Origin of the sequence: Spirosoma sordidisoli, assembly GCF_004138325.1 — a bacterium.
Lineage (GTDB): Bacteria > Bacteroidota > Bacteroidia > Cytophagales > Spirosomataceae > Spirosoma > Spirosoma sordidisoli.
This window is the reverse complement of sequence record NZ_SBLB01000001.1, coordinates 204,384-217,053: the sequence shown is the minus strand read 5'-3', so window position 1 is coordinate 217,053 and position 12,670 is coordinate 204,384. Positions and strand designations below refer to the sequence as shown.

At 56.4% G+C, this 12,670-nt stretch carries 11 protein-coding genes and 1 pseudogene; 4 read left to right on the top strand and 8 right to left on the bottom strand.

The features are described from left to right. The first annotated feature begins 63 nt into the window (after positions 1 to 63). Positions 64 to 2,850 (top strand): CHAT domain-containing protein, encoded by a 2,787-nt coding sequence (locus tag EQG79_RS01150; protein ID WP_129599167.1) that lies wholly within the window; start codon positions 64 to 66, stop codon positions 2,848 to 2,850. An 18-nt stretch (positions 2,851 to 2,868) separates the two neighbouring features. Here EQG79_RS01150 and EQG79_RS01145 read toward each other — a convergent pair whose 3' ends face one another. The 5 genes from EQG79_RS01145 to EQG79_RS01125 all read right to left on the bottom strand — a co-directional run bounded on the left by EQG79_RS01145 (position 2,869) and on the right by EQG79_RS01125 (position 7,887). After that, the gene (locus tag EQG79_RS01145) at positions 2,869 to 3,486 is read right to left on the bottom strand and encodes a 3'-5' exonuclease (RefSeq protein WP_077919969.1); all 618 of its coding nucleotides are present in this window, start codon (positions 3,484 to 3,486) and stop codon (positions 2,869 to 2,871) included. Positions 3,487 to 3,601: 115 nt separating this feature from the next. Next, positions 3,602 to 5,776, bottom strand: a complete 2,175-nt coding sequence (locus EQG79_RS01140; protein WP_129599164.1) for an FUSC family protein — start codon at positions 5,774 to 5,776, stop codon at positions 3,602 to 3,604. Positions 5,777 to 5,789: 13 nt separating this feature from the next. Next, positions 5,790 to 6,218: a ribose 5-phosphate isomerase B gene (gene rpiB, locus EQG79_RS01135; protein WP_077919967.1), complete on the bottom strand. Its 429-nt coding sequence runs from the start codon at positions 6,216 to 6,218 to the stop codon at positions 5,790 to 5,792. A 120-nt stretch (positions 6,219 to 6,338) separates the two neighbouring features. Then, positions 6,339 to 6,755, bottom strand: a complete 417-nt coding sequence (locus EQG79_RS01130) for a response regulator (protein WP_077919966.1) — start codon at positions 6,753 to 6,755, stop codon at positions 6,339 to 6,341. Then, entirely contained in the window at positions 6,721 to 7,887 is a 1,167-nt protein-coding gene (locus EQG79_RS01125; RefSeq protein ID WP_129599161.1) for a sensor histidine kinase, read from the bottom strand. The genes EQG79_RS01130 and EQG79_RS01125 overlap by 35 nt, the downstream gene beginning before the upstream one ends. Before the next feature lie 235 nt (positions 7,888 to 8,122). Here EQG79_RS01125 and zwf point away from each other — a divergent pair, with 235 nt between their 5' ends. From zwf to EQG79_RS01110, 3 genes are all read left to right on the top strand, one after another. Further along, on the top strand, positions 8,123 to 9,619 hold the full coding sequence (gene zwf / locus EQG79_RS01120) for a glucose-6-phosphate dehydrogenase (RefSeq protein WP_077919964.1): 1,497 nt from the start codon (positions 8,123 to 8,125) through the stop codon (positions 9,617 to 9,619). Positions 9,620 to 9,690: 71 nt separating this feature from the next. Beyond that, entirely contained in the window at positions 9,691 to 10,416 is a 726-nt protein-coding gene (gene pgl / locus EQG79_RS01115; RefSeq protein WP_129599158.1) for a 6-phosphogluconolactonase, read from the top strand. A gap of 127 nt (positions 10,417 to 10,543) precedes the next feature. Further along, complete coding sequence (locus tag EQG79_RS01110) at positions 10,544 to 10,957, top strand: hypothetical protein (RefSeq protein WP_236648620.1); 414 nt, start codon at positions 10,544 to 10,546, stop codon at positions 10,955 to 10,957. Positions 10,958 to 10,968: 11 nt separating this feature from the next. Here EQG79_RS01110 and EQG79_RS01105 read toward each other — a convergent pair whose 3' ends face one another. From EQG79_RS01105 to EQG79_RS31530, 3 genes and pseudogenes are all read right to left on the bottom strand, one after another. Beyond that, the gene (locus EQG79_RS01105; protein ID WP_077920104.1) at positions 10,969 to 11,826 is read right to left on the bottom strand and encodes a dienelactone hydrolase family protein; all 858 of its coding nucleotides are present in this window, start codon (positions 11,824 to 11,826) and stop codon (positions 10,969 to 10,971) included. 140 nt (positions 11,827 to 11,966) lie between these two features. Next, entirely contained in the window at positions 11,967 to 12,047 is an 81-nt protein-coding gene (locus EQG79_RS31535) for a hypothetical protein (protein WP_317126244.1), read from the bottom strand. 133 nt (positions 12,048 to 12,180) lie between these two features. Further along, positions 12,181 to 12,666 (bottom strand): annotated as a pseudogene (locus EQG79_RS31530) (SDR family NAD(P)-dependent oxidoreductase); the annotation flags it as partial. Positions 12,667 to 12,670: the final 4 nt, after the last annotated feature.

Genomic DNA, 12,670 nt, shown 5'->3' with positions numbered 1-12,670 from the left:
CGGCAATCAGCGTAGTGGCGATCCGTGTAGTTGAGAGTGTCCGTTCAGTTATTGAGTATAGCTATGAGAAACGCACGACTGCTTTGGTTGATCAGTGGCTGTACGCTGGCTACGCTAATTACCTATGCGCAATGCCCTGCGCTCCGGTCAGACTGGGACCGGCTTCAGAAAAATACGACGCTCGAGGCTAGCCAGCTGGCCGGACAGGCCCTCGCCTTACAAAAACGATGGGGTGCCTGTCATGAGTCCGTCGATACGTCTTTTGTGCGTCTGCTCCTGTTTACCGGTACTCAATTCAGACAGCAGGGAAAATACGCCGAGGCCATCGGCTATTATCAGCAAGGAGTGAAACTGGCCACTACTCGACCCGAAAACAGGGCGCTGGCGGCTCAGGCGCACTATCTGGCCGGCTCGTCATATCTGTATGACAACAGAGCCGAACAGGCAACCGCATCCTTACTACAGGCCCTGCGCTGGGCCAAAGGTCGTGATGCTGACCTGAAATGGGCGGCCAGTTCATTATTGAATCTGGCCTACATAAGCGCATCGGGAGGAGAGTACCAGCAGGCGCTGACCTATGCCGAATCGGGCTCGCGGCAGGCTGTCGGTCTAAATAAGCCGCGAATCGTTGCACAGCTACTACGCGAGAAAGCCAATGCCCTGTACTGGCTCGGCCGTTACGATGAAGCCATTGTTACTATTGAAGAAGCCTGCCGACTGAGTATTGCGGCTGCTGTAACAGATGTTCTGCCGCAGTTGTATTTATTACTGGGCGACATCGAGAGCAATCGCAACAAGGATGTGTCGGCGATGAAGGCCTATCAGAAAGTGGTTCAGCTGGCCGATCAGGCCAATGATACCGCGCTGAAAGGGGTTGTTCTCAATAATCTCGGCTATTTGTATTTCAAACAGAAAAACTACCCCCGGGCGGTTCAGACCTACCAGGAGGCCCTGCAGGTAGAAACCAATCCGATGAATCGGGTCCGCCTGCTCGATAACATTGCGTCGGCACTGCGTCGGCAGGGGCAGTATACGAAAGCCCTGTCCGTTTATCAGCAAAGCCTGGCAGCCGTGCCTAATATTCGGTTTGTTGCGTCGGATATAACAAAAAATCCGGCAGCCGAATCTATTCGATCGGTGCTTCAGCGCGAGTACCTGCTCACCACCGTTCAGGACAAAGCGGACGCCTGGTTAGACTACGCTAGGGCGACCGGAAACAACAAACAACGCCTGTACCATGCCCTGCATACCTACCAGGTGGCCGATCAGATGATCGACTTCATGCGGTGGGAACATACCGAGCAGCAGTCGAAACTGTTCTGGCGAAATAAAACCAGAACCCTTTACGAGCGCGCTATTGAAACCTGCTGGCGGTTGGGCGATGCCGAACAGGCATTTCGATTTATTGAAAAAAGCCGGGCCGTCATGCTGGCCGACAAACTGAACGAGCTGGGAGCCCGGCGGCAGCTGACAGCCGAACAGAATGCCGAAGAAAAACGATTACAGGCCACGCTCAGTGAACAGCAAACCGCGCTGGCCAATGCACCGGCAGGCCGGGCTTACGACAGTTTGCGGGTAGCCCTGCTGGATGGTCAGGTTAAGCTCGATCGGTTCCGGCGGGGGCTGGAAGCCTCCAATCCGGCTTACTACCGTTATAAGTACGATACCACGACCACCCACCTGGCTGACCTGAAAGCATACCTGACCGAACGGAAAGCATCGTATGTCAGCTATTTTATAGGCGATAGTAGCCTGTATGTACTGGGCGTGGCCGGTGGGCGTACTACGCTGGTTCGGCAACCGCTTAGTAACTACAGCCAGACCGTTCGTTCGTTTATGAATTTGCTGGCTAATCCTGATGCGATGAACCAGCGGGCCAACGTGCGTCAGTTCATGGGGCTGGGAAACTCACTCTATCGGCAGCTGCTGGCTCCAGTTGGGCTACCCGAAGGCCGGGTTATTGTGTCGCCCGATGGGGCGTTTGTTCCGTTCGAGGCTCTGAGCCGCTCGGCCAGTACCGCCGACTATCTGGTGCAGACAAACGCGTTCAGCTATGCCTATTCGGCGCGGCTGCTGCTGAAAAATGAAACGAGAGCCTCCGCTACGGCCAACTTATGGACCACCGATTTTCTGGGGGTGGCACCGGTAACCTTCGCGGCTGGCCTGGGCCAGGTGTCACTGCCTGGCTCAGATGCTGCACTTCAGCCAATAGCCGATCGGTTCAAGTCGTCGGTGCTGCTTGTCCATACTCAGGCCCGACGCCGAACCTTCCTCGACGAAGCCGCCCGCGCGCGCGTCGTTCACTTGTTTACCCACGCCATTGCTGATGACAGTACGGGCCAGGAGCCTCAGCTTTATTTTGCCGATTCGACCCTACAATTATCAGACTTGAGTAACAACGATTTATTCAATACGCAACTGGTAGTGCTGGCGGCCTGTAAAACCGGCATCGGAGCCAACCAGCGGGGCGAAGGCGTTTTTAGTTTAGCCCGAGGCTTTGCTGCCCTTGGTGTTCCCAGCGTACTGACCACGCTCTGGAGCGTCGAAAACAAAGCGACTTACGACATCACCAATTTGTTCTACCGCTACCTGGCCGAAGGAATGCCCAAAGACGTAGCCCTGCAGCGGGCCCAGCGCGACTGGCTGGCCAGGGCCGAGGGCGAAAATCAGCTACCCAACTATTGGGCGGGTCTGATCGTCGTTGGCGATGCGGCTCCGCTCGACCAGCCTCCGGCCTGGCCCTGGATGGTCGGCAGCGCCTTGCTGTTGCTCAGCCTGGGGCTTGTTTGGGCCTGGTGGCGTAGGAGACGCCGGGTCGCACAGCCGTCTCCACAGTATAATCTGTCCTAACGGGTAGCCAGCGTTTTCTTATACAGTGAGTTTCATGGTATCCGCCAGTTTGAATACCTCGGCCAGGCATTTTGCCGTGAGTTCCGCATCTTCGAGGGCATTATGAAAGCCATCTTCCCGTGCCAGACCGAAGTAGCTGGCAATGGCTGTCAGGCTCAGCCGGTCCGGCACTTTACGGCCGTTCGCGCGCAGGACCCGGAAGGTAAAGTAGCTAAGCGTATGCAGATCGAGGAGCACCCGTGAATATGGCCATTTCAGCTTTTCGTACCGATACGCTTCCTTCAGAAAATTGATGTCATTGATGACGCTCTGGCCACAGATGATTACGTCGCGCAGGTAAGGCGTACGGTCGAGCTGACCCGCCGGTACCCGGATCGACAATTCTTTGCAGATCCATTCTTCCAGCTCGGGCAATACGTCGTACATCATGGGCGCATCCTGCAAATCAGCCAGAGACAGGTTATGAATCTTTTCCGAAGACGATGAGAAGGCCTCTTCGTTCTCGGGGTAGACGTTCGTTAGGTACTGCCCCTTCCTGACCCAGTTGTCGTCGAAGAGCACTGCGCCAATCTGAATGATTTCGTTGTAATCCGGCTCAGGGCCGGTCATTTCAAGGTCGAGTACAAGGTAGGGCATGAGTTATAATGGCGAAGTTGATTAAAGTGAAAAATAATGGCACAGTTTTTCATGTGTGAAACAAACGGGATACGTTAGGCGTTTACCTCTTAACAACGCAGCAAAACCCCGATGACTACGGTCCGTCGGGGTTTTTTGTTGCCGGGTGATCGACCCAGTTCCCCTTCGAAAGTACCTTGCCTATATCGCCACTTACCTGCTGGATAAACTGCAGGTGTTCCATAAACAGAAGATCGGCCGAAGTCGGCTCAGGCGCATCGACCGTGTCGGCCGCTACGGGGCGGGTGGCAGCCGACTCTACGGGCTGCGTTTCCAGCAAGCGCTTCTGGCTGTCGGTCAGGGTGGCTGCGGCCCGCTTGATCGGTTTAAGTACCTCTGCCGAATACGGCCTGGGCCGGTCGGTCAGCAAACCGGTAATCAGGGTGGCAATATTGGCCGATAGTATGTGGTTAAGTACCACAAATTCGTAGATGAGCGTTTCGTTGCGCTGCTTATGCTTCGGTTCCGATGTCATTCGCTGAAAGGCCGCTGCCAGGTTGGCCGAAGCTACGTACACCTCTTTTCTGACCAGTTTATAATCGACAACCGGCAGTGATTTGCCCGACAGCCCGTCGAGGAGCAGATTCATATACCGGATGTTGGCGCTGAGCATTTCGCGCATGGTGTTGACAATCTGGTTCGACTCCCAGTTGGGAAAAAGCAGATAGCTGGCGCCGAAGGCCAGCAGCCCGCCCAGCAGCGTATCCAGAAACCGCTCGCCCGCCACGTCGAGGTAGCCCGTTCCCAGAAAGCTGAAAACAATCAGCAGGAAAGGGGTTACGCAGACAACCATGACCAGGTAGTTGAACCGGAGAAAGCTGTAGGTGCCCAGCATGAACAAAACCAGAAACGCGAACTGAGCGGCTTTGTCGGGCACAAACATCAGAATCAGAACCCCGATGATGGCCCCGGCCAGCGTGCCGGTAATGCGTTCAATGTTTCGTTGTTTGGTCAGGCTGAAGGCCGGTTTGAGAATAACCAGCACTGTAAGCAGAACCCAGTAGCTATAGTCGCCGTACGGCAGTACCAGCGTGAGCAGGTAGCCAACGACCAGCGAGACCGCCACCCGCACCGAGTGTCGGAAAGCTGATGACTCGCGGGTCAGGTTGTTTCGGAAAGAAGGCCAGTCGATGACCTGGTGAGACACAAACCGGCCGTATTCGATGGTGTCGGCCCGATCGGTGGGTACCGCGGGCTGGCTGATGTTATTCTGAATAATTGACAGCCGCTGGCTGATGGCTCGTAAGCCGACCATGGCTTTTCGCAGGACGAGGGTACTGCCGTATTCAGGGCCCAGTGCTTCGATGTGCTGCCAGAGATCATCGAGCTGTTTGCTGATGTCGATCGGGGGGCGCCGAATCACACTGGCCTGTATCGATAAGCCAATGTAATCGAGCTCGATAGATAGCTTACGAATCAGGGCGGCAAAGCGCGGCAGAACCCCGGTCTGGCCAAACCGCTCCAGCATGTCGGCATAGTCGAGGTACATGGCCAGTATCTGGTCGTACAGATCAACGACATCCGTGAAGGTAAGCACGAGCAGGCGGCTGGTATTGTCGGACTCGGCCATCAGCTGCCGGCTTTTGAAGAGAATTTCGCGCACGGCATCCTGCTGCTCGCTCACCACAACCTGCTGGGCAACCAGCCGCCGGTAGTCATCATCGAGCGGGGTGCTGATGTCGTAAAAATCGGCCTTGATGGCCATGAAGGTAGCCACGGCATGAATACACTGGCCCAGCGCCTGACGGGCAGCCTGGTAGGGGCGAAGCCGCGACGAGAGCAGACCAATGGCCGTATACCAGAGTCCGCCGGCCGCAATGAGTCCGCTCTCACGCAAAATACCCATCAGATCGAGCGGCCGGTCGAGCATCAGGATCATCGTGAGCAAAGCGGCTGTACCGACCGAGGTGGCCCGGTTGCCGTAAATCACGAACATAGAAAAAAAGAAACCCAGCAGCCCGATTTCCAGGGTCATGGAAATCGGGTGCAGGCGCGCTACGCCGGTCAGTAAAGTCATCCCGACGCTGACAACAACCGTGGCCAGCATGGCATTCCGGCGGTGCTGAACCGGGCCGGGGGCATCGCTCAAACTGACGGCCAGTGCCCCCAGCGAGATGGCCATACCCGTATCCAGGTGCCCAAACTGGTCAGAAACCAGCGAGGGGAGTAGAATAGACAGCGTGGTACGAAAGCCGTTCGAGAAGTTCTGGCTTGAGAGAAAATAGGCGATTTCCCGGATGCGTCGGTTCATAACGCCCCCGTTACTATTCGTCCAGCTGCTGAATGCGTGTCAGGTGCCGACCGCCTTCGAACGGGGTGTCGAGCCAGATCTGCACGAGTTTGAGCGCCGTTTCTTCACTCATCATCCGCTCGCCCAGCGAGATCACGTTGGCATCGTTATGCTGGCGGCATAGCCGGGCCGACTCTTCATTCCAGCAGAGGGCCGCGCGGACGCCTTTGATGCGGTTCGACATGATGGCTTCTCCGTTGCCTGAGCCGCCCAGTACAACCCCACGTTCTACATCACCAGCCGCTACGGCTTCGGCAACGGGCCGGATAAAACGCGGGTAATCAACCGATGCGTCGGAGTAGGTACCCATGTCCGTTACATCATGACCCTGGTCAATCAGATACTGCTTAATGGCTTCTTTGTAGCGGAAACCGGCGTGGTCGGAGCCGATGGCAATTTTCATAAAGTAATGCAAGGTTGATATCAGGCCCAAAAGTAGCCAAAATGCGGGCCTGACGAAATAATAATGTAGATAACCCGCCGGTCGGATCGTGTGGCTGAGCACTATTCAGATTGACCGGCCTCAGACCGGCGCTGAGAAATAGGTATCCACGATTTTCTGGATCATATCCCTCGTTAGGGGTTTGCTGTAATAGCCAGCCACCTCGTCCATGCCAATGGCCCGCTGCCGGTCGGCGGGGTTTAGCGAAGTCGTCAGCATCAGCAGGATCAGCCGGCTCTTTTGTGAGGCTGGCAGCTGATGATACCGATCCAGAAATTCGAATCCGTTCATGCCGGGCATGTTGATATCCAGCATGATGACGTCGGGCTGCAGGTAGTCGGGATGATCGGTCTGGGTCAGGTAATCGAGGGCTTTCTGGCCGTTTTCAGCGATCCGCACCGTTTCGCAATAGCCCGACTCCTCAATAATCAGCTGATGAAAGAAATTATCGTCGGGGTCATCGTCAACCAACAGAATGCAGCGAATCGGTTTGGGCATAATGCTGTAGGGTTTTTATGATTTTGGGGAGGGTAAAATGAAAGGTACTGCCGGTGCCGGGGGTACTCTCGACCCAAATCCGGCCGCCGTAAATATCGATGACTTTTTTTACGGTGGCCAGCCCGATGCCGGTTCCCGAGTATTCGTTGCGGCCGTGCAGGCGCTGAAAGATCTGGAAGATACGGTCGTGGTATTGCAGATCGATACCGATCCCATTGTCGCTGACCATAAAATGATAGCGATCACCCCGGTCCGACACCCGGATCAGTACTTTGGGGTCGGTAGCCGGCCGTCGGTATTTGAGCGCGTTACTGACCAGGTTCTGAAACAGCTGGTGGATATCGGTCTGGTGGGCGGTCAGCGTAGGAAGCGTACCCTCTACGCGGATGGTTGCGTGGGTAGCCTGAATATCGGCCTGGTGTTCTTCGATCACATCTGCCACAACCTGATTCAGGTCGACAGGGGTAAACTCGACCGTGTTGCCTACCCGTGAGAAAGCCAGCAGGTCGTTGATCAGCGAGCGCATCCGGTCGGCCGCGGCTGTTGAGACGCTGATCAGCTTTCGGGCGTCGGTGTCGAGGTGGCTGCCATGTTTGGCTTCCAGCAGCGTGAGGTAGTTGGTAATGGTTTTCAGGGGTGACTGCAGATCGTGGGAGGCCACATAGGCAAACTGTTGCAGTTCTTCGTTGGAGCGGGCCAGCTCCTGCATCGCCTGTTGCCGAAGGGTGAGCTCCCGGCTGTATTCATCCGATGTCCGCAACCCCAATGCCTCGTTAAAATACCGGATCAACGCTATTACGGTAGCAATAGAAACAAGACCCGTCATAAACCGGACAAGGGCACTGATGCGGTAGGCTGGCCACCAGAACATGAGCGCATCGATCAGGTGGGTCAGGCCGCAGAGCAGAATAAAGGCGCCAAACAGCCAGAATACACCCGTGAGCGGAACCCCGGTTTTTTTGAGTAAAAACCGAATGAGTATAAGCGGTATGGCCATATAGGCCAGCCAGATGGTAAGGTCTGAAACGATATAGAGCCATCCGTGGAAGTCGGTCCAGGTACCACACAGCCAGCGGGGAGGCCAGTCGCTGGTGTCGGTAAGCCGCCGGAAAAACTCGAAAAACTGATCCATAGTAAGCGTAAGACTGGGGAGAGCCGGTAAAGAAAGTAAAGCCTGCTGAACCGAACTATAAATGTACTAAGTCCGGTTGGGATGTAGATAATGCAAGTCTACCAAAAAAGAAGAACAGCCGTACATTTACCTATCCATCCGTCAGGGCTATGCACCACCAACGCTAACCTTATTCGTGTAGACTTGTTCGGAACGGGGGGCATCGGTAATTTGCGGCCCTCAATACAACCAGCTTATGATTCCAGCCACTAATCAGCGGCCAGCCGCTACCATCCTCTTTATATTCGGCGGCAGCGGTGATCTGAACCTCCGGAAACTAACGCCAGCGCTTTACAACCTTTTTATCGACCAGTACCTGCCCGAGCGGTTTGCCGTTGTTGGCCTGGGCCGTAGTCCGTATGACAACGACTCGTTCCGGGAGCGCCTGCTCGACGGGGTACAGTCTTTCTCGCGCCGTAAAAACGGACCCGAAGACGCCTGGAAATCGTTTTCGCCCCTGGTATCCTACCTGCAGATGGACGCGGGCGATGCGGGCGCCTACGGCACGCTGTCCGATTTTGTGCGTCAGAAAGAAGAAGAATGGGGCGAGCACCCCAACGTGGTGTTCTACCTGGCCGTGGCTCCGCAGCTGGTTCCTAACATCGCTACCAACCTCAGCAAGCTGGAGCTGTGTGGCGACAAACGGCACGTGCGGATCGTGGTGGAGAAGCCGTTTGGCCATGACCTGAAAACGGCCCTCGAACTGAACGAACTGCTGGGTGGCCTCTTTGCCGAAGAACAGATCTACCGCATCGATCACTACCTGGGGAAAGAAACCGTCCAGAATATTCTGGCGCTGCGGTTTGCCAACTCGCTTTTTGAACCGATCTGGAACCGGCGCTATGTCGAATATGTGCAGATCACGGCCGCCGAAACGGTAGGGCTCGAAGGGCGGGGGGGCTACTACGAAGGCTCCGGTGCGCTGCGCGATATGATTCAGAATCACCTGCTTCAGGTCATGTGCATGGTGGCTACCGAAGCTCCGGTCAATTTCGACGCGAATGAAGTCCGCAACAAAAAAGTAGACGTACTGCACGCGATTCGCCCCATCAAGCCCGAAGACGTCAAACAGGTGGCCGTTCGTGGTCAGTACGGACCGGGGCGCGTAAAAGATAAAGACATCCCCGGCTACCGGCAGGAAGAAGGCGTAAAGCCCGATTCGGCTACCGAAACCTTTGCCGCCGTAAAGCTATACGTCGATAACTGGCGGTGGGAGAATGTGCCGTTCTACCTGCGGACGGGCAAATCGCTGGCCGAAAAGACGACGGTTATTACGATTCAGTTCAAAGCGGCTCCGGATTTTGCCTTCCCCGATGAAGCGATCTCGACCTGGGAGTCGAACCGGCTAACGATCGGTATCCAGCCGGCCATGGACATACGACTGCGTTTTCAGGCTAAACGCCCGGGGCAGACCCTGGCCATTGATCCGGTCGAGATGGTGTTCAGCTACAAAACGGCTTACGATGGGCAGGAACCCGAAGCGTACGAAACCCTGCTGCTCGACGTGATGACGGGCGATGCTACCCTGTTTATGCGCGCCGATCAGGTAGAAGCGGCCTGGCGGGTGGTTACCCCCATCCTCGACGCCTGGGAGAGCGAGGCTCCCACCGATTTCCCGAACTACACGCCAGGTTCATGGGGTCCCGAAGCGGCCATGCGCCTGGTCGAAAAAGACGGGTTCTCGTGGAAATAACCCGGTTGGGTGTTCGAATCGTGGCTTTTGCCGTCATCAGCATCGTTTGCCAACAACTGTAAACCGATCGTATGCAGGTTCTTATCAAGAAAAACCCGGACGCGCTGGCCAAGGCTGCGGCTGAGTTTATTACGAAGCAGATCAAAGAGGTTCTGAAAAAACAGGACCGTTTTACCATTGCCCTGTCGGGAGGCAGTACGCCCAAAGCCCTGCACGAACTGCTGGCAAAATCACCCTTTGCCGAGCAGATTCCGTGGCTGCAGCTGCATGTTTTCTGGGGCGACGAGCGGTACGTACCCATTGACGACGAGCAGAGCAATGCTGGTATGGCCTACGATACGCTGCTGGGGCATGTGTTCACCCCCGAAGAACAGATTCACGTATGGCGCACCGAACTCGAACCCGAGGCTGCGGCAGCCGACTATGACCGGATTTTACACGACTATTTTGGCGACACCGGCCCCACCTTCGACCTGGTGTTGCTGGGCATGGGCGACGACGGCCATACGCTGTCCCTGTTTCCGGGTACCGAGGTCGTACACGAGCAAACCAGCTGGACGAAGGCTTATTACCTAAAGCAGCAGACTATGTACCGGCTCACCCTCACGGCTCCGGTGGTAAACCGGGCGTCGTGTGTACTGTTTCTGGTGGCCGGCCCTAAAAAAGCGGCCCCGCTGAAAGAAGTGCTGGAGGGCGAGTTCCGGCCCGACACTTATCCGTCGCAGGTTATCAAACCCGCTGACGGCCAGCTTATCTGGATGGTCGATGAGAAAGCGGCTGCCAGCCTCAGTCAGTAGCCACCATCTGTGTACCTTATAAACCGCCCGACGCTACCGATCAGTAGGCGTCGGGCGGTTTTTTGTTTAGGAGGCAGCGGGAGATCGACTCCTGTACCATCCTGAACAAACTAACTTCTTCATTATCATGCGAATCCGATCCCTGGTATTCCTGCTTATGGCCTGGGTAGCCAGCTACTCTGTAGTCACCGCTCAGACAACCGCGGCCCCGGCCGACTCATCGGCCATGCTCATCGGCAAATGGGCCGGTACGTATGATGGCTCAGACGCGGGGAAATTCGACCTGATTATCAATCAGGACAACGCCCGGAAGCTGACCGGCCAGATCGTGATGCTGGCGCCCGATGGCAATCGGTATCCTATTGATCTGAAAGTGATTACCTGGCAAAACGGTAAACTCAGCGCAGCTTATGCCGACCCGCAGGGTGGGAGTGACGTCACGTTTTCGGGCACCTATGAACAGTCCGCGCTAAAAGGGAACTGGCGGGCGTCTGATGGTATGGCTACCGGTAGCTGGCAGGCCACCCGGGCCGACAAGTAGCTGGCGGGTGGTTAGCTCAGGTTCTTTTTAAAGAATGAAATAGTACGGTCCCAGGCTAGTTTGGCCGCGGTTTCGTTGTAGCGGGTGGGCGCGGTGTCGTTGTGAAAAGCGTGCTGCGCGCCTTCGTATACGTAAAGTTCGTAGGCGACCCCTGCCTTTTTCAGCGCTTCTTCGTAGGCCGGGATCCCGGCATTGACCCGTTCGTCCAGCCCGCCGTAATGGAGTTGCACGGCCGCTTTGATCTTAGGTACGTCGGCCGCGTCGGGTTGGCGGCCGTAAAACGGAACCGCTGCTTTCAGGTCAGGCACGTGAACGGCGAGCTGATTGGCCATGGCGCCACCCCAGCAGAAACCAACGGCACCCACTTTGCCGGTACTGTCGGGGCGGGTTTTAAGGTAGTCGACGGCTTTCATGAAATTTTCGCGCGTTTTCTGGGCGTCCAGTTTGCCAAACAGCTCCCGCATCTGGGTTTCATCGGTTGGGGTGCCTCCGGCGGCCGACAGCGCATCCGGGGCGAGGGCTACAAAGCCCGCCAGCGCCACGCGTCGGGCTACGTCTTCGATGTGGGGGTTAAGGCCTCGGTTTTCGTGGATGACGATAACGGCCGGATACTTACCAGCCGCTGCGGGGCGGGCCAGGTACCCCTTCATGGTGGTGTCGGAGCCGGGGTAGGTGATGGATTCGGTTTTGATACGATCGTCCTGAGCCGTGATGGTTTCGGCTTTGGCGTAGTTGACTTCCAGTAAGGGCAGCACCGCCAGAGCAGCGGCTGTTCCGCCCGTCAGCTGGGCCAGTCGTTTCAGAAAATCGTCTCGCCTGAGCGGTTTATGGGTGTACTCGTCGAAGAGGTTGATAATGCGCTGATCCATGCCAGATTGGGGTTTAGAGCTCGTTTTGTAAAGCTGCCGAATCACCCGATCATTTGCAAATGTGGTTGCTCGATCGTCAACAAACATGGGTAAGCAACGCCAGCTGGCGCGCTCACCCATGTTGTTGACCGAGTCCGGATTTACAGGAACATACCGCCCGATGCCTCAATGCGCTGGGCGTTAACCCAACGGGCGTCGGCCGAGCAAAGAAACGCAGCCACCCCACCCACATCGTCGGGAACCCCGAGTCGACCCAGCGCCGTCTGCGACGATATGAACGTCCCCCAGCTCGGGATGAGTGTCGCGGGCTGCCTGGGTGAAATCAGTTTCGATAAGACCGGGCGCTACCAGATTGGCCCGGATGCCCCGGGGCCCCAGTTCTTTGGCCAGATACCTGGTAAATACTTCCACCGCCCCTTTCATGGACGCGTAAGCCGCGTAGCCGGGCGTTGTGAAGCGGGTAAGGCCAGTCGATACATTGACGATACACCCATGGTCGGCCAGTAACGGCAGCGCTTTCTGCGTCAGGAAATAGACCCCTTTCACGTGAACGGCAAACAGGCTGTCAAACGCTTCTTCGGACGTTTGCGCAATGGGCGAGCTGGCGTCGATACCGGCGTCATTGATCAGAAAGTCGAACTGGGTGCGGCCCCAGGTTTGCGCTAAGCTGACCTTTACGTCGTCCAGAAACGCATCAAATGTCGTTGACAGGCTGGTGTCGAGCCGCAGGGCGACCGCTTTCCGGCCCTGCCGTTCCAGTTCCTGTACCACAGCCTCGGCTTCTGACTGCTGCGTACGATAGGTCAGAATAAGATCAGTACCATCGGCAGCCAGTCGCATCGCC